The organism is Intrasporangium calvum (assembly GCF_028446585.1).
GTDB lineage: Bacteria > Actinomycetota > Actinomycetes > Actinomycetales > Dermatophilaceae > Intrasporangium > Intrasporangium calvum_A.
Window position 1 is genome coordinate 30185 of the sequence record NZ_JAPFQL010000057.1, and the last position, 21671, is coordinate 51855.

At 70.9% G+C, this 21671-nt stretch carries 16 protein-coding genes; 8 read left to right on the plus strand and 8 right to left on the minus strand.

Annotated elements, in window-relative coordinates; translation table 11 throughout:
• Positions 1-76: 76 nt before the first annotated feature.
• The 6 genes from OO014_RS13205 to OO014_RS13230 form a co-directional block, all read right to left on the minus strand.
• Positions 77-1096 (minus strand): LacI family DNA-binding transcriptional regulator, encoded by a 1020-nt coding sequence (locus OO014_RS13205; RefSeq protein ID WP_272462789.1) that lies wholly within the window; start codon positions 1094-1096, stop codon positions 77-79.
• 113 nt (positions 1097-1209) lie between these two features.
• Positions 1210-2874 (minus strand): sugar ABC transporter substrate-binding protein, encoded by a 1665-nt coding sequence (locus tag OO014_RS13210; protein WP_272462790.1) that lies wholly within the window; start codon positions 2872-2874, stop codon positions 1210-1212.
• A 113-nt stretch (positions 2875-2987) separates the two neighbouring features.
• Positions 2988-3911, minus strand: coding sequence for a carbohydrate ABC transporter permease (locus OO014_RS13215; protein ID WP_272462791.1), 924 nt, complete (start codon positions 3909-3911; stop codon positions 2988-2990).
• 20 nt (positions 3912-3931) lie between these two features.
• Entirely contained in the window at positions 3932-4942 is a 1011-nt protein-coding gene (locus OO014_RS13220; protein ID WP_420485514.1) for an ABC transporter permease, read from the minus strand.
• A 163-nt stretch (positions 4943-5105) separates the two neighbouring features.
• Entirely contained in the window at positions 5106-5948 is an 843-nt protein-coding gene (gene rsmI, locus OO014_RS13225) for a 16S rRNA (cytidine(1402)-2'-O)-methyltransferase (RefSeq protein WP_272462792.1), read from the minus strand.
• 152 nt (positions 5949-6100) lie between these two features.
• Entirely contained in the window at positions 6101-6532 is a 432-nt protein-coding gene (locus OO014_RS13230) for an OsmC family peroxiredoxin (RefSeq protein WP_272462793.1), read from the minus strand.
• 188 nt (positions 6533-6720) lie between these two features.
• Between OO014_RS13230 and metG the strand changes: the two genes are divergently transcribed.
• The 6 genes from metG (at position 6721) to OO014_RS13260 (ending at position 14928) form a co-directional block, all read left to right on the plus strand.
• A complete protein-coding gene (gene metG / locus OO014_RS13235; protein WP_272462794.1) occupies positions 6721-8568 on the plus strand; it encodes a methionine--tRNA ligase in 1848 nt (615 codons plus the stop codon).
• The gene (locus OO014_RS13240; protein ID WP_272462795.1) at positions 8565-9422 is read left to right on the plus strand and encodes a TatD family hydrolase; all 858 of its coding nucleotides are present in this window, start codon (positions 8565-8567) and stop codon (positions 9420-9422) included. The genes metG and OO014_RS13240 overlap by 4 nt, the downstream gene beginning before the upstream one ends.
• A gap of 250 nt (positions 9423-9672) precedes the next feature.
• A complete protein-coding gene (locus tag OO014_RS13245) occupies positions 9673-10797 on the plus strand; it encodes a resuscitation-promoting factor (protein WP_272462796.1) in 1125 nt (374 codons plus the stop codon).
• 150 nt (positions 10798-10947) lie between these two features.
• Positions 10948-11883, plus strand: a complete 936-nt coding sequence (rsmA, locus tag OO014_RS13250; RefSeq protein WP_272462797.1) for a 16S rRNA (adenine(1518)-N(6)/adenine(1519)-N(6))-dimethyltransferase RsmA — start codon at positions 10948-10950, stop codon at positions 11881-11883.
• 4 nt (positions 11884-11887) lie between these two features.
• Positions 11888-12841 carry a 4-(cytidine 5'-diphospho)-2-C-methyl-D-erythritol kinase gene (locus tag OO014_RS13255; protein ID WP_272462798.1) on the plus strand — a complete coding sequence of 318 codons (954 nt, stop codon included), beginning with the start codon at positions 11888-11890 and terminating at the stop codon, positions 12839-12841.
• A 215-nt stretch (positions 12842-13056) separates the two neighbouring features.
• Complete coding sequence (locus OO014_RS13260) at positions 13057-14928, plus strand: ABC-F family ATP-binding cassette domain-containing protein (RefSeq protein WP_272462799.1); 1872 nt, start codon at positions 13057-13059, stop codon at positions 14926-14928.
• 107 nt (positions 14929-15035) lie between these two features.
• Here the strand turns inward: OO014_RS13260 and OO014_RS13265 are convergent, their stop codons facing one another.
• A complete protein-coding gene (locus tag OO014_RS13265; protein WP_272462800.1) occupies positions 15036-18269 on the minus strand; it encodes a M36 family metallopeptidase in 3234 nt (1077 codons plus the stop codon).
• A gap of 88 nt (positions 18270-18357) precedes the next feature.
• On the minus strand, positions 18358-18873 hold the full coding sequence (locus tag OO014_RS13270) for a MarR family winged helix-turn-helix transcriptional regulator (RefSeq protein WP_272462801.1): 516 nt from the start codon (positions 18871-18873) through the stop codon (positions 18358-18360).
• Between the two features lie 61 nt (positions 18874-18934).
• Between OO014_RS13270 and OO014_RS13275 the strand changes: the two genes are divergently transcribed.
• Positions 18935-19783, plus strand: a complete 849-nt coding sequence (locus OO014_RS13275; protein ID WP_272462802.1) for a methyltransferase domain-containing protein — start codon at positions 18935-18937, stop codon at positions 19781-19783.
• A 275-nt stretch (positions 19784-20058) separates the two neighbouring features.
• On the plus strand, positions 20059-21651 hold the full coding sequence (locus OO014_RS13280) for a sigma-70 family RNA polymerase sigma factor (RefSeq protein ID WP_272462803.1): 1593 nt from the start codon (positions 20059-20061) through the stop codon (positions 21649-21651).
• The last annotated feature ends 20 nt before the right edge of the window (positions 21652-21671 follow it).

Consider the following 21671-nt stretch of genomic DNA (forward strand, 5'->3'; position numbering starts at 1 on the left):
ACCTGCCTCTAGTGCTTAATCGTTTCAATAGTACGAACCGCGACCGGGGCTCCGGCCGGAACCAACGAGCCGCCCGTCAAGCCCCGAGCGTCGACTCCCGCTCGAAGACCTGCCATTCGAAGAAGTGCTCACCCGGCGGAGTCCCGTCATCGCCGGCCGCGCGGGAGACGAGCAGCTCCGCGACCGCCTCGAAGAAGCGCTCCGGGCCCACGCTCGTCATGCCGAGCCCGCGCGAGGTCGTCGCGAAGGCGTTGCCGACACTGGCGATCCCGATATCCGTCCCGGGGCGCAACCCGAGCGCCCCAGCGGCGCCCAGTGCTGCCTGCCCGATGTATTCGGACGTGGCCATCAGCGCCTGGGGACGGTCCGCGCGCCGCAGCAGCTCGAGCGCCGCGCGGAAGGCGGAGGACTCGTCGTCGCCTGCAGCCGGACACCACTCGGGCCTGACAGGGAGCCCCCGCGCCTTGAGAGCCTCGACATAGGCGGCCGGTCGCCCCCCGGGGCGAAGACGCGCGATCCCGTTGGGGGACAGCAGGCCAACGGTCTCGTAGCGGTCGAGGAGGGTCTCGGCGAGGAGCCGGCAACCGGCGTGGTCGTCATTGCGGATGACGTCGAACCCGTCCGGAGCCAGGTCCGGATCCATGACCACCAGGCGGTCGCCACTGGCTGCCAGCGTCCGGAGCAGAGCCGCATCACCCGGTCGGTCCGCGTCGTCGATGAACACGACGTCGGGCTGCAGGCTGCGCACCAGTGGGCGCCAGTCGGCATCAGCCGCGACCAGAGGCGTGAGGTCGGTACCGCGTGTCGCCCGCCTGACCGCCTCCACCAGGGCGAGGCTCCACGGGTCCGAGAGCATCGTCAGGGACAACAGGACGGTGCCCGTGCGACCGGTCCGCACTGCTCTCGCCGCCGAGCTGGGGACATAGCCGAGGGCCTCGGCCGCGTCCCGGACCCGGGCGGCCGTCTCGTCGCCCACTCGCGTCGTCGGCGAGCTCGACCGTCCGGAGAGGACGTAGGAGACCGTGGCGACCGAGACGCCCGCGCGCTCCGCGACCATGCGGATCGTCGGTCGTCGCGGCGAGGCTGCCTGCGCCACTGGTCCTCCTGGTGGGTGGGGCAGGGCGAAGGCTGCCCCTGTCCGGCGAGTGTACTGACGGGCTGGGCCGGCCGCGGGAGCCGAGGGCATCGCGGCCGGCCGTCGCCGGCAGCTCAGATCGGGAAGATCCTGACGTCCTCGGGGAGCACCGCCTCGTACTCCTTGCGGATCCGGTCCCCACCGTCCTTCTTCCACCGCGCCACCGCCGCGTCGAGCTCGGACAGCTTGGCGCGGCCGGTGACGATGTCGACGACCTTGTCGTAGAACGCGCTCGTCGCCGTCGGGCCGTACTTGGTGTTCGCGTCCGAGAAGGTGCCGGCCGTGGCGCTGCGCCAGCCCATGGCGATGAGCTTCTGCTCCTGCTGATGGACGTACTCGACGTCGTCGGCGTGCCCCGGGAAGAACAGCACGTTCTCGGGTGAGGTCATGATGTTGAGGGCCGAACGCACGCCTGGGATGTTGGTGAGGCCGGACTTGTTGAGCACCGGGTTGCCCTCGGAGTCGAGGGTGTAGTCCTCACCCTCGGTCCCATAGTTCTTCTGGAGGAACTCAGTCGTCCCGAACGGCGCAGAGAGCCAGTTGACGAGGGAGAGCAGCTCGCGGATCTTGCCTTCGTCCGCCTTCTTGAACGGCGTGAAGCCCACCGTGCCGTAGCCCATGTTGTAGATCGGGGTGATCCCGGCCTCGAAGGCGAAGGGGACGAGGATCTCGGTCTGGGCGTCCGGCTTGAGGTCCCAGTACTTGCGGGAGTCGTGCGGGCCCGAGTTGACCTCGGCGGCCACGGTGCCGTTGACGAGGCGAGCGGAGATGTCGGGCACGTTGGCGTCGGGGTAGAACACACCGGCCCTGAAGAGCTGGGAGGTGAAGTCAAGGGCGGCCTTGAACTGGTCGGTCTCGAAACGGTGCACGAGGGTGCCGTCCGACGTGGCCATCCAGTTGACGAGGACGCCGAACCACTGCGACACCATGTGGAGCACGTTGATGTAGGCGGGCTGGAGAGCGAAGACGTTGCGGGCCGGGTCGTTGAGCTCCTTGACCTTCTCCATGAACTCAGCGCCCGAGGAGCACTGGAGCCCGCCGACCTGGTCCCACATCGTCTTGTTGCCGTGCATGACCTGGCCGAAGGGCGTTGAGGGGATCGGGGCGCCCCAGATCTTGCCGTTGACGATGGCGGTCTTCCACGACTCCGGCTTGAGGGCGGCCAGGTTGGGGTACTCGAGGACGGCGTCGCCGCTCAGGTACGGGGTCAGGTCCTGGAACTTCGCCTCGAGCATCGGGGCGACGTTGGGGATGCCCTGGTTCGGGGGGAGCCACATGAGGTCGGGCAGGTCGTCGGAGGCGAGGATCGTCGCGTGCTTGGCCGGGTAGTCGTCGATGACGATCTGCATGTCGAGCTCGCCGCCGAGCGCAGCGTTCAGCCGCTGCCAGTAGGCGTTGTCCTTCATCCCCGGGGCGACGGTGTCGAAGGTCTGGGACAGCGCCGTCACCCGGCCCTTGAGCGGCGGGGCGGTGGTCGACGCGACGGGCGTCGGCATCTTGCGGTAGCCGGCCTGCAGGCCTTCGGCGCTGCCGGGGAAGTCGGGAGCCGCCCCCGCGAACTCCTTGTAGGTCGGCAGCTTGAGCGCCGCCGACTTGGCGGCGCCCTCACCGGCACCGACTGCGGCGCCGGTGCCGCTGCTGCCTGAGCCGCAGGACGCGAGGCTCACGCCTGCCGTGATGAGTCCGAACGCTCCGAGCAGGGAGCGGCGGCTGAGGTGCGGGTTGGTGGAACTGGACATCGGTTGCCTCTCGGGTGGGTTGGGTGCGGGCGAGGTGATGCGGGACGGGCAGTGGTGGGCCGGTCGGCTCGGTGAGCCGACGAGGCGGTCGGGGAGAGGTCGCGACGGGCCGGTCAGCCCTTGACCGCCCCCGTGATGACGCCCTTGGTGAAGTGGCGCTGCAGGAAGGGGTAGAGCATGCAGATCGGAGCGAGGGCGATGACGACGACGGCCATCTTCAGCGACTGCGGCGGGGCCGTCACCGCTACGCCGAGCTGGTCAGCGGCGACCTGGGTGCCCTGGATGACGTAGTTGCGCAGGATCAGCTGGACCGGCCACAGGTCCTGGTCGTTGATGTAGAGCATCGCGTTGAAGAAGGAGTTCCAGAACCCGACGGCATAGAAGAGGCCGACCACCGCGACGACGGCCTTGGACAGGGGCAGCACGATGCGCCAGAGGATCTGCCAGTCGGAGCAGCCGTCCATCTGGGCGCTCTCGATGACCTCACGCGGGATGTTCATGAAGAAGGCCCGCATGACGACGAAGTTGAACGCACCGAAGATGCCGGGGAGGATCAGCGACCAGATGGTGTCGAGCAGCCCGAGCTGCCGGACCATGAGGAACGACGGGATCAGCCCGGGCGCGAAGAGCAGCGTGAACAGCACCGCCATGAGCACCGGTCGCCCGAAGAGGACAGGTCGGCTCGTCGCGTAGGCCATGGTGATCGTCACGAAGAGCGCGAGGAGCGTGCCGACGACGGTGATGAAGACGCTGACGCCGAGGGCCCGGAACATGAGCGGCCCGGTGAGCAGGGCCCGGTAGGCGTCGAGGGTGGGTCGCTCCGGCCAGAGGACGTAGCCGCCGGACCGGATCAGCTGCTCGTTGTCGGCCAGTGACGTGGAGACGACGACGAGGATCGGCACGGCGATCGCGACGGCGAAGCCACCGAGGAGGAGCAGCTTGGCGAGGGAGAGCCCGAGCGAGGGCTGTTCCTTCCACGCGGGCCGGGAGCGCCGGCGCCGGAGTGCGCGCTCGAGGGTGGGGGAGGGGACGGTCATGGGGGTCTCCTGGGCCGGGCCTACGAGGCGCGCTTCTGGTAGATGCCGGCCTCGCCGAAGGTGTGGGCGAGCTTGTTGGCGCCGAGGATGAGGACGAGGCCGATGAGGCCCTTGAAGAGGCCGGCTGCGGTGCCGACGCTCCAGCCGCCTCCGACGACGCCTGAGTAGTAGGTGAAGGTGTCGAGCACCTCGGCGGCCTGGGCTCCGACGGCGTCGCGCTGGAGGATGAACTGCTCGAACCCCACCGAGAGGATGTCGCCGATCCGGAGGATGAGGAGCAGCACGATGACGGGACGCAGGGCCGGCAGGGTGATGTGCCAGAGCCGCCTCCAGCGCCCGGCGCCGTCAGCGGCGGCAGCCTCGTAGAGCGAGGTGTCGATGCTCGCGAGCGCGGCGAGGAAGATGATCATCGCCCACCCGGCGTCCTTCCAGACGAGCTGGGCGACCACGAGGAGCGGGAACGTGTCGGGGTTGGTCATGAAGGGGATGGCGTCGGCTCCGAGGTGCCGCAGCGCGTTGTTGACCAGTCCGGCACCGCCGAGCAGCTGCTGGAAGAGCGCGATGACGAGCACCCACGAGAGGAAGTGCGGCAGGTAGACGACGCTCTGGAACCAGCGCCGCATGCGGCCACTCACCAAGGAGTCGACGGCCACCGCGAGGAGCAGCGGGATGGGGAAGAAGAAGACCAGCTGCCACGCCGCCAGGTAGAGCGTGTTGCTGAAGGCGTTGAGGAAGTCCGGGTCGTCGAAGAGCCCGATGAAGTTGTCGAGGCCGACCCATTCGGACTCCCGGATGCCGAGGTAGGGCTGGTAGTCCTGGAAGGCGATGACGTTCCCCAGGATCGGGACGTAGAAGAAGAGCAGCAGGAACGCCACGCCCGGGACCATCATCAGCAGCATCTGCCGGTCGTTGCGCAGCCGGGTCCGCCAGGGGACCGGGGGCCGGGATGTCCCGTCCTGAGCCGGGCGCACGGTCGGGGCGCCGTCGGGTGGCGCCGCGAGCCCGGAGGGCGGACGGGTCGTCACAGGCATGCCTCACTCCTTCGTGAGTCGTTGCGTGGAGGTCACTTAAACGATTCACGAATGCTAGGGACTGAGAGATGGGTGTGCAAGATGTTGATCGAAAGAGATGCAAAATGGTCGTCTTCGAGCACGGAGCGCAGAGCGGGTCGAGCGCACAGCCGCCCGTCGAGAGTCAGCCGGCCATGACCGCGGCGTCGTAGAGCGCCTTCTTGGACAGGCCCGTTCGCGCCGAGACGTCGGCGCAGACGTCCTTGAGGCGCTCCCCACGCTCAACCCGATCCCGTATGCCGCTGAGCTCGCTCTCGACGGAGCTGACCTTGCGCTCGGCGCCGTTCACGACAACGGTGATCTCGCCCTTGACGCCGGCCTCGGCCCAGGCGGCGAGGTCATCGAGGGTGTCTCGGCGAACCTCTTCGTAGGTCTTCGTCAGCTCGCGACAGACAGCCGCTCGGCGCGATGGGCCGAAGGCCTCGGCCATCGCGGCCAGCGTGTCGGCCAGCCGGTGCGGGGCCTCGAAGAAGACCATGGTGCGGCGCTCCTCGGCCAGGTCGGCGAGGACCCGGGCGCGCTCGCCGCCCTTGCGGGGGAGGAAGCCCTCGAAGCAGAACCGGTCCACGGGCAGGCCGGACACGGCGAGGGCCATGAGGACGGCGCTGGGCCCGGGGACCGCGGTCACGGGCACGTCGCGCTCCACGGCGGCGGCGACGAGCCGGTAGCCGGGATCCGACACCGACGGCATGCCGGCGTCGGTGACGACGAGGACCCGGTCCCCGGCGAGGAGCCGCTCGACGAGCTCCGGTGTGCGGGCCGCCTCGTTGTGGTCGTGGTAGCTGAGGACCTGGCCGGTCGGGGTGACGGCCAGGTCCGCGAGGAGCCGCTTCAGCCGGCGGGTGTCCTCGGCCGCGATGACGTCGGCGGTCGCGAGCTCGTGCGCCAGCCGCGGTGCGGCGTCCCGGGGGTCGCCGATCGGGGTGGCGGCGAGGACGAGGGTGCCGGCTGCGGGTGCGCTGTTCACACCCCCATCCTCCCCGACCCCCCCTCAAACCAATCGAAAGAGCAGTTCGCGACACGTCGCCAAATCGAAAGAGCAGTTCGCGACACGTCGCAAACTGCTCTTTCGATCGTGAGGGTGTCGCGAACTGCTCTTTCGATTGGTCAGGGGGTCGCTCAGTTGGCGAGGCGGGCCTCGATCGTGATCGACGGGACCGCCTTGAGCGCCTGGCTGACCGGGCAGCCGTTCTTGGCCTCCTCGGCGCGGGCCTGGAAGTCCTCGGCCGAGATGCCCGGGACCGACCCGACCGTGCTCAGCTTGATCTCCGTGATCCCGGTGCCGGGGACGAACGTCACGGCCGCCGTCGTGTCCAGCGTCGTGGGCGGGGTGCCCGCCTTGTTGAGGATGTTGGAGAACGCCATGTTGTAGCAGGCCGAGTGGGCCGCGGCGATGAGCTCCTCCGGGCTCGTCTTGCCGCCCGGCTCCTCGGTGCGGGCCGGCCAGGAGACGTCGAACGTCCCGTTGCCCGACGACTCGAGCGTGACCTGGCCGCTGCCGGAGAAGAGGTCGCCCTCCCAGTGGGCCGTGGCGGTGCGCGTGGCTGACATGAACACTCCTTCAATCGCGAGGTGGTGCTTCCCTCCTCACCTTTTCGCGAAGCCGCAGGTCTGGCAAGGAGGCCGGGCAGCCGGGCCGCGGATGAGCGGGAGCGAGCCCAGCGGCATACGGCATCGTCGGCGCAGCCGCAGCGAAACGCGAGCACGACCACGGACCGCGCCACCCTAGGATCGAGCCCATGAGCAAAGTCCTGTCTGCTGTCGCCTGGCCGTACACCAACGGCCCGCGCCACATCGGCCACGTGGCCGGGTTCGGCGTGCCCTCCGACGTCTTCAGTCGGTACATGCGGATGGCCGGACACGACGTGCTCATGGTCTCCGGCACCGACGAGCACGGCACCCCGATCCTCGTCCTCGCCGAGAAGGAAGGCCTGACGCCGCAGGAGGTCACCGACAAGTACAACCGCGTCATCGCGACCGACCTGACCGACCTCGGCCTGTCCTACGACCTCTTCACGCGGACGACCACGGCCAACCACTACGCCGTGTCCCAGGAGCTGTTCACCGGCAACTGGCGCAACGGCTACATGATCGAGCAGACGACCAAGGGCGCCATCAGCCCCTCGACCGGGCGCACGCTGCCCGACCGCTACATCGAGGGCACCTGCCCGATCTGCGGCTACGGCGAGGCCCGCGGCGACCAGTGCGACAACTGCGGCAACCAGCTCGACGCCGACGAGCTGATCAACCCGCGGTCCAAGATCAACGGCGAGACGCCCGAGTTCATCGAGACGCAGCACTTCTTCCTCGACCTGCCGGCGCTCGCCGCCGCGCTCGGCGAGTGGCTCGACGGCCGCGAGGCGTCCGGGACCTGGCGGCCCAACGTCATCAAGTTCGCCCGCAACCTGCTCGACGACGTCCGTCCCCGCGCCATGACCCGCGACATCGACTGGGGCATCCCGATTCCCCTGGAGGGGTGGGAGGAGAACTCCCACAAGCGGCTCTACGTCTGGTTCGACGCCGTCGTCGGCTACCTGTCCGCGTCGATCGAGTGGGCCCGGCGGATCGGCGACCCCGAGCGCTGGCGCGAGTGGTGGAACGACCCCGAGGCCGTCTCCTACTACTTCCAGGGCAAGGACAACATCACCTTCCACGCCCAGATCTGGCCCGCCGAGCTGCTCGGGTACGCCGGGCTCGGGGCGCAGGGTGGGTCCGCAGGGTCCTACGGGACGTTGAACCTGCCCACCGAGGTCGTCGCGTCCGAGTTCATGACGATGGAGGGCAAGCAGTTCTCCACCTCGCGGGGCCACGTCATCTACGTCCGCGACGTGCTGGAACGCTACGGCCCCGACCCGCTGCGCTACTTCATCTGCGCCGCAGGGCCGGAGAACCAGGACAGCGACTTCACCTGGGCCGAGTTCATCCAGCGCAACAACAGCGAGCTCGTCGCCGGCTGGGGCAACCTCGTCAACCGGACCGCCTCGATGATCGCCAAGAGCTTCGGTGAGATCCCGGCGGCCGGGCCGCTCGAGCCCGTCGACGAGGCGCTGCTCGACACGGTGCGCGGAGCCTTCGACGTCGTCGGAGGCCTGATCGGGCGGCAGCGGTTCAAGCAGGGCATCGGCGAGGTCATGCGGGTCGTCGGCGAGGCCAACCGCTATGTGGCAGAGACGGAGCCGTTCAAGCTCAAGGGCGACGACGAGCGCGAGCGGCTCGGCACGGTGCTCCACGTGCTCGCCCAGGCCGTCGTCTCCATCAACACGCTGATGGCGCCGTTCCTGCCGCACGGGTCCAACCGGGTGCACCGGGTCATGGGCGGCCAGGGCGACTTCGTGCCGATGCCGGTGCTCGAGGAGGTCACCGACCTCGACGACGGGCGTCCCTATCCCGTCATCACGGGCGAGTACTCCGCGACGCCGCGGTGGGAGTACGCGCCGGTCGTCGTCGGGACCTCGATCGCCAAGCCGACGCCGGTCTTCACGAAGTTCGACCCCTCCGTCGTCGATGAGGAGATCGAGCGGATGCGGCGCGAGGACGATGCGCCCGCTCCGGGCGACGACGCACCCCAGGCGGGCGCTGGCGAATGAGCCCCCACTCCTCGTCCCGGCAGGGGCTGCCCGAGGTGGCCCCCGACCCGCTGCCGATCGACGTCGTGGACAACCACGTCCACCTCGACATCGGCCGGGACGGGGCTGAGCCCCTCGCTGTCGGCGAGGCGATCCGCCGGGCCCGGGCCGTGGGGGTGACCCGCCTCGTGCAGGTGGGCTGCGACCTCGACGCCATCGAGTTCACCGTCGAGGCCGTCGACCGGTTCCCCGAGGTGCTGGGGGCGGTCGCCCTCCACCCCAACGAGGTGCCCAGGCTCGCGTCCGCTGGGACGTTGTCAGCGGCATACGACGTCGTGGAGCGGGCGGCCGGCCACGAGCGGGTGCGGGCGGTCGGCGAGACGGGGCTCGACTACTTCCGCACCGGGCCGGACGGCGTGGCGGTCCAGCAGGAGGCCTTCCGCTGGCACATCGACCTGGCGAAGCGGCTCGGCAAGGCTCTGCAGATCCACGACCGGGACGCCCACGACGACGTCCTGCGGGTCCTCGAGGAGGAGGGTGCGCCGGACCGCACGGTGCTCCACTGCTTCTCCGGAGACCTGCCGATGGCGCGCGAATGTGTCGAGCGCGGCTACTACCTGTCCTTCGCCGGCACCGTGACCTTCAAGAACGCCCGGGCGCTGCGTGACGCCCTGTCCGTGACGCCGTTGTCGCAGGTCCTCGTCGAGACCGATGCCCCCTATCTGACGCCGTCCCCCCACCGCGGTGCCACCAACGCGTCCTTCCTTGTGCCGCATACGATTCGGGCGATGGCGACGGCTCTCAACGTCGACGTCCCCACGTTGTGCACGGCCGTGTCGGACAACTCCGAGCGCATCTACGGCCCCTGGTCCTGAGCGCTCCTCGCCGGCCGTCCCGGGGCCAGGTGGCGCGCTGTCCCCACCCCCGGGGCTGGACGGTCAGCTGTCCACAGACTGTTACCGAAATTTGACCTAACGGGTCTTGCTCGTTCACGCTGGGTAGCTGTTGGCCGGATGCCGCCCCGCATCGGACCCTCATCGAGGCCCTTCCCGAATGAACCGGAGGGTGTCCTCCGAGGTGTGTCGAGAGCGCGTGACAGCCGGGGAGTACGACGTTCGGAGAATTTTGATTTCACGCAATCTCAAGGTCATCGCCGGTGCCGGCGCCGCCTTGCTGCTCACCGCCGGTGGCGTCGGGGCAGCCCAGCTCGACAAGGCGGTGAACCTGTCCGTAGACGGCACGTCCACCGCGACCCGCGTCTTCGGCAGCACGGTCGGTGACCTCCTCGAGAGCGAAGGCATCTCGGTCAAGGACGGCGACGTCGTCTACCCGGCCGTGGATGCTCCCCTCTCGGATGGCGACACCGTCACCGTTCGCTACGCCCGGATGCTCAACCTCACCGTCGACGGTGAGACGAAGCAGATCCGCACCACCGAGACCACGGTCGACGCCGCGCTCCTCGCGCTCGGCCTGCGCACCGACGGCGCCCGGATCTCGGTCTCCCGCTCGCAGTCCATCGGTCGTGAGGGCCTCGACCTCACGGTGATCACGCCCAAGGCCGTGACCATCGTCGCCGACGGCAAGACGACGAAGAAGACGGTCGCGGCCGCCACCGTCGAGGAGGCCCTCACGCAGCTGGGGGTCGACTTCGACTCGGACGACAAGGTCTCCCCGGCGCGTGCGACCGCGCTCGAGGCCGGCATGAAGGTCGTCGTCAAGGACGTCCGGTCCAAGAAGTCGACCCGCACCGAGACCGTCGCCCACAAGACGGTCCGCAAGGAGAGCGCCGACCTCTACGAGGGCACGACGAAGGTCGCGACCGAGGGCGTCGACGGCCTGCGCCGGGTCACGCTCCGGACCACGATCGTCGACGGCAAGGTCACCAAGACCGAGCGCGTGTCGTCCATGGTCACCAAGGCGCCGATCGCCGAGGTCGTCCTCGTCGGCACCAAGTCGCGACCGACCACGTCGACGGGCACGAGCTCCGGCAGCACCTCGGGCACCGGCATCAACCTGGCCCGCGCCGACATGTGGGACCGCGTCGCCGAGTGTGAGTCCGGTGGCAACTGGTCCATCAACACCGGCAACGGCTACTACGGCGGTCTCCAGTTCTCCTACACCACGTGGCTCGCCTACGGTGGCGACGACTTCGCGCAGCGCGCGGACCTCGCTTCCCGTGCGGAGCAGATCACCGTGGCCAACCGGGTCTACGCCGACAACGGCCTGGCCCAGTGGAGCTGCAAGGGCTGACGCCTGACTGCCTGCACCCCGCCTCAGGGCCCTCGACCGGTACGTCCGGTCGGGGGCCCTGCGCGTTGCCGCCCGCGGCACCACCACCGATCCTGCGTGGTCCGATGCGTGGTGGCGGGTCGCTGGGCGGGGTACCCCTAGGGTGTGCTCATGACCAAGGACGCCCGGGCCAAGGCAGCGGCAGCGGACCCTGGGCCCGCCGTCGACGCGGCCCTGCTCGGGCCGGCCCAGATCCGCGAGCTCGCCGAGCGCCTCGAGGTGCGTCCCACCAAGCAGTGGGGACAGAACTTCGTCGTCGACGCCAACACGGTCCGCAAGATCGTCCGCGTCGCGGGGGTGGGCCCCGAGGACGTCGTCGTGGAGGTCGGCCCAGGGCTCGGATCGCTCACGCTGGCGCTGCTCCCCGTCGTCCGGCAGGTCACGGCCATCGAGGTCGACCCCCGGCTCGCCGGCGCCCTCGAGGACACGGTCCGCTCCCTCCAGCCGGGCAACGCTCACAAGCTTCGCCTCGTCCCTGCCGACGCCCTCACGGTGACGAGCCTGCCCGGTCCCAAGCCGACTGCACTCGTCGCGAACCTGCCCTACAACATCTCGGTGCCGGTCGTCCTGTCCTTCCTCGAGCAGTTCCCGTCCATCCAGCGGGTGCTCGTCATGGTCCAGCTCGAGGTGGCCGAGCGCCTCGCGGCAAGCCCGGGCGGCAAGATCTACGGCGTCCCGAGCCTCAAGGCGGCCTGGTACGCCGACGTCGAGCTCGCCGGGCGCGTCGGTCGCAACGTCTTCTGGCCGGCCCCCAACGTCGACTCGGGCCTGGTCTCCCTCGTCCGCCGCGAACCGCCAGCCACGACGGCCACGCGCGAGGAGGTCTTCCGGTGCATCGACGCCGCCTTCCTCCAGCGGCGCAAGGCCCTGCGTGGGGCGCTCGCCTCCTGGGCCGGGTCGCCGGCCCGCGCCGAGGCGGCTCTCGTCGCTGCGGGGGTCGACCCGAAGGCGCGCGGCGAGCAGCTCGACATCGCTGCCTTTGCCCGCATCGCGGAGCACAAGAACGCGGACCTGGAGCGGCCGGACGACCCGGGCACCATAGGGTGACCGCATGACCGTCGCCCCGACACCTCCGCAGTCCGTGACTGTGCGTGCCCCGGCCAAGGTGAACCTCGAGCTGCGGGTCGGCGCCCTCCGGCCCGACGGTTACCACGATCTCGCCACGGTCTTCCAGGCCGTCTCCCTCTACGACGAGGTGTCGGTCGCCCGTTGGAACGAGTGGCAGGTGGTCCCGGGAGGGGCCTACGCCGACCGGATCCCGACGGACGGCGGCAACCTCGCGGTCCGGGCGGCGAAGCTCGTCGCGGAGCAGTGGGACATCGACGACGTCCTCTCGATCCGCATCGACAAGGACATCCCCGTCGCAGGGGGAATGGCTGGCGGCTCCGCTGATGCGGCCGCGGCCCTGCTGGCGTGCGACCACCTCTGGGGCCTGGGTCTCGAGCGGGACGAGCTGGCCGAGCTTGCGTCGGTGCTCGGCAGCGACGTGCCGTTCCCGCTGGCCGGCGGCAACGCCATGGGATCCGGTCGCGGGGAGCAGCTCGCGCCCGTGCTGGCCCGCGGCACGTTCCACTGGGTCTTCGCCATCAGCGACACCGGCCTCTCGACGCCCGAGGTCTACCGCGAGCTCGACCGGCTGCGCGCGGCGGCCGGCTCCGATCCGGGCGACCCCTCGCACACCGCGGAGGTGAGTGCGGAGCTCATGGCGGCCCTGCGCAGCGGCGACGCCAGGGCGCTGGGGGCCGCCCTGCACAACGACCTCGACGAGGCCGCCTTCTCGCTGCGGCCGGAGCTGCGGGTGCTGCGCGACGCCGGCGTCGAGTTCGGCGCCCTCGGTGGCATCGTCAGCGGGTCGGGCCCGACGGTCGCCTTCCTCACCGAGAGCCACGAGGCCTCGCTCGACCTGTCGGTGTCGCTCGCGGCCTCCGATCTCTGCCGCGACATCCGCCGGGCCAAGGGACCCGTCCACGGCGCCCAGGTCGTGACCGGCCCACGCGCGGACTGACGCTCCCGGATGCCGCTGGGCGCGCTCCCAGCCCCATCTCACTCGAGTGGCCCCGATATCCACGGCTCAGCCTCTGCATACCGGGGCCACTCGAGTTTGGGGGTGTGCACACCGGGGCCACTCGAGTTTGGGGGTGTGGATACCGGGGCCACTCGAGTTCGGGGGAGGGGACGGATTGGGTGGTGGGCGCAGCAGGCCGTAGGGTCGGGAACGCCATGCCACCTGCCGCCGCCAACCTGATCAACCTCGAGCGGGTGTCCCTCGTCTTCGGGACCACCCACGTCCTCGACGACGTGTCCATCGGGGTCCTCTCGGGTGACCGCATCGGCATCGTCGGACGCAACGGTGGCGGCAAGTCGACGCTGCTGCGGGTCATCGCCGGCAGCCAGGAGCCGGATCAGGGCCGCGTGTCCCGCCAGGGTGGCGCCGCCGGCCTCCGGGTGGGGATGCTCTCGCAGGACGACACGCTCGACCCCGGCCACACGGTGCGCGAGGCCGTCCTGCGCGACCGCCCCGAGCACGTGTGGGCCGGCGACGCCCGGATCCGCGACGTCCTCACCGGCCTGCTCGGCGGCATCGACGCCCCCAACGTCGGGGGTCTCGACGCGATCGTCGGGCCGATGTCGGGCGGCGAGCGGCGCCGCCTCGCCCTCGCCCAGCTGCTCGTCGACGACCCCGAGCTGCTCCTGCTCGACGAGCCGACCAACCACCTCGACGTCGAGGGGGTCGCCTGGCTCGCCGAGCACCTCGCCACCCAGCGACCGCGGCCCGGCAACGCGACCGTGGCCATCACGCACGACCGCTGGTTCCTCGACGCCTACGCGACCCTGACGTGGGAGGTCGAGGGCGGCGGCGTCAGCTCGTTCGAGGGCGGCTACGCGGCCTACGTCCTGGCCAAGGCCGAGCGGGACCGCCTCGCCGGCGTCGTCGCCGACCGCCGCTCCAACCTGATGCGCAAGGAGCTCGCCTGGTTGCGGCGCGGTGCCCCGGCCCGCACCAGCAAGCCGAAGTTCCGGATCGACGCCGCCAACGCCCTCATCGCCGACGAGCCGCCGCCGCGCAACGCGGTCGAGCTGACGTCGTTCGCGACGAAGCGGCTCGGCAAGGACGTGCTCGACCTCGAGGACGCCACCGTCGTCCTCGGCCGGCCGCCGCACGAACGGACCATCCTCGACAGGGTCACCTGGCGTCTCGCGCCCGGCGAGCGCGTGGGCCTCGTCGGCGTCAACGGGGCCGGCAAGTCGACGCTGCTGCGTGCCCTGACCGGGGAGCAGCCGCTGACGGGCGGCCGGCGCAAGATCGGCAAGACCGTGGCGATCGCGCACCTGACGCAGGAGGTCCGCGAGCTCGACCGCTTCGCGACGTGGCGGGTCATCGAGGCCATCGAGGACGTCCGCCAGTACACCACGCTCGGCGGCAAGGAGATCAGCGCCTCCCAGCTCGCGACCCGGCTCGGCTTCCCCGGCGGCCGCCAGCAGGCACGGGTCGGAGACCTCTCCGGTGGCGAGCGCCGCCGCCTCCAGCTGACCCGGCTGCTCCTCGGCGAGCCCAACGTCCTGATCCTCGACGAGCCGACCAACGACCTCGACATCGAGACCCTGACCAGCCTCGAGGACGTCCTCGACGGGTGGGCCGGGACGCTCATCGTCGTCAGCCACGACCGCTACCTCCTCGAGCGCGCCTGCGACCACCAGCTCGCCCTCCTCGGCGACGGGAAGGTGCGCGGCCTGCCCGGCGGTGTCGACGAGTACCTCCGCCTCCGCGCCGCAACCCCCCGCCGACCCAGCCGTATGCCGCTGAGCCAGCCCAGCGGCATACGTGCAGATTCGAGCGGGGCCGGGTCGGCGCCCTCCGCGGGTGCCGGCCCCAGCGCGGCGGAGGTGCGGGAGGCGCGCAAGACGATGTCCCGGATCGAGAAGCAGCTCTCGCGGTTGACCGACCGGGAGGAACGGCTCCATGGCGAGATGGTCACGGCGGCGACGGATCCGACCGCCCTGGCGGACCTCAACGCGAGGCTGCAGGAGGTCGTCGCCGAGAAGGAGACGCTCGAGCTCGAGTGGCTGGAGGCGGCCGAGCTCGTCGAGTAACCACGCGGGCGGGGCGCCCGCAGCCCCCTTCTCAATCGAAAGAGCAGTTCGCGACACCCGTCGCGAACTGCTCTTTCGATCAAAGCGGGGGGGGGAGGGGGCCGCGGTCAGCGGTTGTCGACCGCCTTGACCTCGATCGCCACGTCGGCACCGGTCCAGAGGTGCGTGAGCACGTAGACCGACCCCGGCGGGATGACCGCGGACTCGTCGGCAGCCGAGGTCGCGACCGAACCGGTGAGCCCGCACGAGCTGTCGAGGAAGTACAGGTCGAGGTCGTGGCCGGCGCTCGAGTCGGCCGCGCTCGTGCCCGTCACCGCGACCGAGTGCAGACCGTCGGAGAACCCGGCCGGCAGCTTGGTCACCCAGCCGTCGACGCCCTGGGACGACGGCGGGAAGACGCAGGCGGTGTTCATCTCGGTGCCGGTCACGCCGAAGACGTTCTGCAGGCCGGTGACGTCACCCGCGGCCGGGTTGGGCAGCGAGATCGTGCCCGCATCCGAGTAGTCCGGGTCGGGCGTCACCGTGCCGTTCTCGACGACGGCGCCCGAGCCGAACGCCTGGATCTCGGCGACCTGCGCGTACTTCGTCGTGTCGCCCTGCACGGAGTCGATGAAGAACCGCAGGTAGGCGGCCTTCGTCGGCTTCTCGAGGGCGAAGGTCGTGTAGTTGAGGTCCGCGGCGGTCGGGCGTGGCGCCTGGTAGCCAAAGGCCCCGGTCCGCACCGTCTGCCACGTCACCCCGTCGAGCGAGGTCTGCACCGTGAAGTCCTTCAACGCCGAGAACCGCGAGGCGTTCGTCGCCTTGAAGGCGCTGACTCGCACCGAGAACACGGTGGCCGTGTCGGCGAGCTTGACCGTGACCCGCTCGTCGGGCCCGGCGTTGTAGGCGCCGCTCGCGTCCTTGCGCGTCGACCAGACCGAGGCCGCGGTGTCGTCGAAGGCGAACTTCGCGGGCTGCCCGTCGTCCTCGTTCGACACCGACACGATGGACGCGCCGGCCGCGCTGGACACCAGGTTGGGGGCGAGGCGGATCGTCCGGGCCCGGTTCTTGCCGGCCGTCACCGTGAAGTCCTCGATCGTCTGCGCGCCGAAACCGGGGGCCTGCACGGTCAACGGATAGGTCCCGGCCACGGCGCGCACCGTCGCGCCTCCGGTGGAGCCGGTCCGCGTGAGCGGGCTGACCCGGGCCTCGAAGACGCCGAGGATGACCTTGGCCCCGCTGATCGGCTCACCGGTCGTCGCGTTGACGAAGGTCAGCGCGACCGTCCCGTTGCGCCCGGAGGCCGGGTGGTCGAACCCGGGCTGCGGGTCCGTCTCGTCACCGGTCGCCGAGACGGCCGACGCCCCGGCGCCACGCCGGGCGAAGACCGACCAGATCAGGTCGGTGTCGTCCCCGTGGTAGCGGTCGAGGTCGGCCGTGAGGATGGCGTCGCGCTGGTCGAGGAAGGAGGGGTTGGGTGCGCTGATCGGCATCGCGTCCGTCACGAGCCGGGCGGCCCGCTCAGCACCGGCAGCCTTGCCGTACCTGGCCACGAGCGCCCGGTGCAGGTCCCAGAGGATCGCCGTCCAGATCTCGCCGTCGGCGTGCACCTCGGGCCCGGTCACGTCGTAGCCGACGTCGCCGAAGGTGTTCGGGTTCTTGGTGAACTCGTAGTTGCGGATGCCGCGAGTCTCGTTGCCGGTCGCATAGGCGCCGACCACGGCTCGCGAGGGCTCGAGCCCCGCCGCATGGGCGTGGTTGAGGGCGTACCAGTCGCCCCAGCCCTCACCCATCGATCCCGACTGGTGCGACCCGAGGGCGCCGCCCCCGGCGACGTAGCGGTTCGACAGGCCGTGGCTGTACTCGTGCTCGATGACCGACATGTCGAACGAGCCGTCGCGGTGCGGACCCTCGAAGGCATCCTCGATCGGCTCCCAGAGGAACATCCCGCTCCACGGCGGGATCCCGTCGTCGAGCGTCAGCATGTAGGCGTTGTCGCGCCCGGTGTAGGTCGGTGCCCCACCGGAGGCGGCCCCGGCCTGGACGAGGCCGCGGATCGCGTCGCCGCCGAGGCCGCCGTTGCCGCCGTTGTCGGTCTGGAAGTTGCCGCCGCTCTCCGTGAATCCCAGACCGTAGAGGCGGTCGTGAATCCGGTTGTGGTGGAAGAAGAGGTTGGTCGCCGCGGGGTTGAGGTCCTCGGCGTAGGACGGCGGCACGGTCTGGCCCTTCGTCGCCGCCCACTGGTTCGTGTAGTCGTAGTCGAAGTGCCCGTCGACAGCGACCGGCCGGGGCGCGTTGTCGACCGGGCCGATGAAGTTGGACCAGTTGGCGTAGGAGTCGGCGTTGTTGCCGATCGTGGTCACGCCGGTGCCGGTCGCGCCGGTCAGGTCGACCCAGCCCTTCGGCGACTCCTCGGTGACGCCGAACGGGGCCTCCCGCGGCTCACCGCCGTGCTCCGCGCCGGGGTAGTTGTCGTAGACCGTGCCGTGCGCATCCTCGAACTGGACGACGCTCGCCCGGTGCAGGACGGCCCCGCTCGTCCCGTCGACGATGACCTCCCAGGCCTGCGTCTGCTCCTTGATGAAGAAGACCTTGTAGGCGGCGACCGGCCCGCTCTTCGTCGGGAAGACGACCTTGCGCGCGTAGCCGGGTCCTGCGAACGGCCCGGGGTCGAACGTCGTGAAGCCCGCCTGCGTCCCGGTTGCCTTGGGCGCGAACGCAGCTCCCGGGGCGAGCGTCGTCGCCACCTTGAGCAGCGCCCCTGCCTCACCCAGCACCCAGCCCGACCTCAGCGTCTCTCCGGGAGCCAGCTCAGCGGCATACGAGAGGATTCGCCCGTCCTTGGTGACAGCGACGGTGGCGCGTCCACCACGCGCGGCGGGCGCCCCGGCGACCGTCTGGACGAACGTCACGACGTGCGTCCCCGTGCCGGGGAGCGTGTGGTCCCTCGCGACGGTCAGCGCGCTCACCTGCCGGGAGGTCAGGCCGTATGCCGCTGGGCTCGCTGCCAGCCACGAGCGGGCGATGTCGACGGCTGAGCCCGAAGCGGGACCGGTGAGGTGGCCGTCGGCGCGCAGGGTCCGCAGCGTGCCGAATCGGGGGTCCCACGTGGCCCGTGCGCCAGAGCCCGACGCGGCGACGAGCTCGGTGACGGCGGTGCGGGTTGCCTGCGTCGGAGCGACCGCCGTGGTGACGGCTCGGGTGTCGAGCGTCTTCAGGAGGTCGTCGGCGACGTCGGACAGGGTGTTCGACGTCGCGGGGGTGACGCTCGTCGGGGGCGCGGCGGCGGCGAGGGGGACGCCCGCCGCGGCAGTGATGGCGCACAGTCCCACCGCGAGGACGTGCTTGGGGGTGATGCCCACAGGTTGCTCCTTTGCAGCTCCAGCTGGAGCGGGCCGGGTCGGCCCGATGGCAGAGCAACGAGGGACAGGGCCCCGGGGCTACGGGTGCTCAGGCCTCGTGCGACTCGAGGGGGGCGAGCATGCGGCGCAGCAGGTCGGCGAGGGTGGCCTGGTCGGTGGGGGACAGCTCCGACAGCAGCGACTTCTCCTGCTCGATGAGGTCCGCCATCGCCGCATCGACGACGTCCCGGCCGCTCGGGGTGAGGTGGACGAGCACGCCGCGGCGGTCGCTCGGGTCGGGGCGGCGCTCGACGAGGCCGGTGCGCTCGAGCCGGTCGACCCGGTTGGTCATGGTGCCGGAGGTGACGAGGGTCTGCTGGACCAGCTGCCCGGGCGAGAGCTCGTAGGGCTCGCCGGCACGCCGCAGGGCCGACAGGACATCGAAGGCCCAACCATCGAGGTGGTGCACGGAGAACGCCGAACCGCGAGCCAGGTCGAGCCGGCGGGCGAGCCGGGAGACGCGGGAGAGGACCTCTAGCGGGGTGACGTCGAGGTCTGGACGCTCACGGCGCCATGCAGAGACGATGACGTCGACGTCATCGACGGGCTGGCGATCGGGGCTCATGGGCCAACTCTAGAAGCACCGTCAAGACTCTTGACATCAAGCGAAAGTGGGGAGCGCGCACATGGCAGGGCAGGAGCAGGGAGCGTTCGCGGCCGGGGTGCGGGACGTGGCCTGGGACCCGAAGCAGTACGGCCGTTTCGCGGACCATCGCAGCCGTCCCTTCCACGAGCTGGTGGCCCGCATCCCGACGCCGTCCCCGCGACGCGTCGTCGACCTCGGCTGCGGGCCCGGCGAGCTGACCCTCGGCCTCGCGGAGCGCTGGCCCGAGGCCAGGGTCGTGGGAGTCGACAGCTCACCGGAGATGCTCGCCGAGGCGCGCGCCCGCGACACCGAGGGTCGCGTCGAGTGGGTGGGGTCGCGGGCCGAGGACTGGGACCCCGTCGTCACCGGCGACGCGGCCTTCGACGTCCTCATCAGCAACGCGACGCTCCAGTGGGTGCCCACTCACCTGCGGCTCAGTCCCGCCTGGTTCGAGGCGCTGGCGGCCGGTGGGACCTTCGCGATGCAGGTGCCCGCCAACTTCGACGCCCCGTCGCACCGGCTCATGCGGGAGGTCGCAGCGCGGCATCCTCGTGCAGACGACCTGGAGGAGCCGCTCGACCGGACCCGGTCGGTCGCCCTCCCCGAGACGTATGCGGCGCTGCTGCTCGACCTCGGGGCGGACGTCGACGCGTGGCAGACCACGTATCTGCAGGTGCTTGCCGCCGAGGAGGGCGCGCCCCATCCAGTGCTCGAATGGGTCCGCGGCACCGGCCTGCGTCCCGTCCTCGGCGTGCTCACCGACGAGGCGGAGCGGGCGGCGTTCCTCGCGGACTACGAGCGGGAGCTCGAGGTGGCCTACCCCCGCCGCGGGTTCGGAGTGCTCTTCCCGTTCACCCGGCTCTTCGTGGTCGCCCGGAAGTCCGCCTGACGATTCGTGCAAAAAGCCCGTCATGAAACGAGTCGTGACTCGTCTACAGCAAGACGACGGTTTCCGGGACTCCCGTTCGTCAGGGGAGGGAGTGCCCCTGACGGGAAGCCGGCCGCCGTCAGGCCTCGCCCCGCCGAGGGGTTTCGTGGAGGGGACTCCTCGACAGGGCGAGGCCACAACAATCACCCTCCCGCTGATCTGAGCCGTTCGCCTCGACGGAGCCGGGCATGCTTGGCAGACTGGTCTGACACGGGGGACGTCGGAAGGTTCTGTGCGTGGCGGCTGACATGTCGATGTGGTCGAGCGAGGCGTGGTCCTCGGCGGCCGACATGTACCTACTCGCGCGCAGCCGCGAAGGCTCGGCAGAGGCCTTCGGTGAGCTGTGGCGCCGGCACCTTCCCGCGGCCTACGCCGTCGCCAACCGGCACCGCGGCAGGACAGCGGCCGAGGACATCGTCGCCGAGGCGTCGGCCCGCGTCTTCGCCCTGATCCAGGACGGCAAGGGCCCCGACGAGCACTTCCGGGCCTACTTCCTCTCGGCGGTCCGGTCCGTCGCGGTCGACCACGGGCGACGTGAGCTCAAGGTGGTGCCCGCCGAGGACGAGACCCTCGAGGACCTCGGCGCTCCCGTCATCGACTCCGTCGACGGTCTCGAGCAGGAGTTCGACGCCGAGCTGATCCGCACCGCCTTCCGGTCGCTGTCCGAGCGCGACCAGCGAGTGCTCTGGCACACGACGGTCGAGGGGGAGGCGCCGCGCACGCTGGCCCCGGCCCTCGGCATGTCCGCCAATGCGGTGAGCGCCCGGGCGATGCGGGCCCGCGAGGCCCTCCGCGCCAACTATCTCGATGCCTGCGCACAGCGGAGCCTGCCCGACGCCGACAGCGACGAGTGCCGCTGGGCGATCGCACACCTCGGCGCCCACGTCCGCGGTCGCCTCCCCAAGCGGCAGAACGCCCGCGTCGAGGAGCACCTGCGCACGTGCCAGCACGCCGCGACCGTCGCGGCGGACCTGCGGGCCATCCACGCCGAGTTCCCCGCCCTGATCGTGCCGTTCGTCTTCCTCGCGGGCGTCAGCACCGCGGGCTTCGTCAATGCCACCGCGTTCGTCGGTGCCGCGGCCGCGTCGGCGGGGAGCACCGCCGCCGCTGCCGGCAGCGCAGCGGGAGCGGTGCCCGCGGCGCCGAGCGCCCCGCCGACCTCCGGCATCGGCGACTCCCTCGGCCAGCTGGCCGGCCGGGCCAGCGCACTGGTCGCCGGCGTCGCGATCGGCGTGGGTCTCGCCAGCGCGACTCCTGCACCCGTGGAGCCGGTCGTCGCCGTCCCGGCACCCGCCGTCTCGATGCCGGCTCCGACCGTGACTCCGACCGTGACGCCGACCCCGCCGCCGACCCCGCCGCCTCCGGCGCCCAGCCCGACCCCGACGACCAGCCCGGTCGAGACGACCGCCCCGAAGGCGCCGGCCCGCACCGTCGCCCCGCGTCCGGCGCCTGCGCCCAGACCGGCACCGACCTCGCGACCGCCCGCGCCACCGGCCCCGCGTCCCACGAGCAAACCGGCGCCCGGCCTCTCGCCGTCGAAGGCGTCCGTCCACGTCGTCCAGCAGCGCGAGTCGACGCGGTTCCTGCTCCGCGTCAGGGGTGTCGAGGGCCCGGTCTCGATCTCCGTCACCACGCCGGCCGGGGGAGAGCTCACCCTGAAGAACAGCTCGTGGGCGTGCACCTCACCCGGCCCGGCCTCGATCCGGTGCACTGGTCAGGACGGGCAGGCCATGCTCGAGCAGTCCGGCCTCGACGGGCCGGCACCGATCCGCGTGGTCATCACCGACTCGACCGGCGCGACCCGGACGCAGACGCTCTCTCTGGGCTGACCGGTCGCGACGCCGCGGGT

Coding starts and splice junctions, on each gene's coding strand:
- OO014_RS13210 (WP_272462790.1), bottom strand. CDS start 2,874: ATGTCCAGTTCCACCAACCCGCACCTCAGCCGCCGCTCCCTGCTCGGA.
- OO014_RS13215 (WP_272462791.1), bottom strand. CDS start 3,911: ATGACCGTCCCCTCCCCCACCCTCGAGCGCGCACTCCGGCGCCGGCGC.
- OO014_RS13220 (WP_420485514.1), bottom strand. CDS start 4,942: ATGCCTGTGACGACCCGTCCGCCCTCCGGGCTCGCGGCGCCACCCGAC.
- OO014_RS13230 (WP_272462793.1), bottom strand. CDS start 6,532: ATGTCAGCCACGCGCACCGCCACGGCCCACTGGGAGGGCGACCTCTTC.
- metG (WP_272462794.1), top strand. CDS start 6,721: ATGAGCAAAGTCCTGTCTGCTGTCGCCTGGCCGTACACCAACGGCCCG.
- OO014_RS13240 (WP_272462795.1), top strand. CDS start 8,565: ATGAGCCCCCACTCCTCGTCCCGGCAGGGGCTGCCCGAGGTGGCCCCC.
- rsmA (WP_272462797.1), top strand. CDS start 10,948: ATGACCAAGGACGCCCGGGCCAAGGCAGCGGCAGCGGACCCTGGGCCC.
- OO014_RS13255 (WP_272462798.1), top strand. CDS start 11,888: ATGACCGTCGCCCCGACACCTCCGCAGTCCGTGACTGTGCGTGCCCCG.
- OO014_RS13260 (WP_272462799.1), top strand. CDS start 13,057: ATGCCACCTGCCGCCGCCAACCTGATCAACCTCGAGCGGGTGTCCCTC.
- OO014_RS13270 (WP_272462801.1), bottom strand. CDS start 18,873: ATGAGCCCCGATCGCCAGCCCGTCGATGACGTCGACGTCATCGTCTCT.
- OO014_RS13275 (WP_272462802.1), top strand. CDS start 18,935: ATGGCAGGGCAGGAGCAGGGAGCGTTCGCGGCCGGGGTGCGGGACGTG.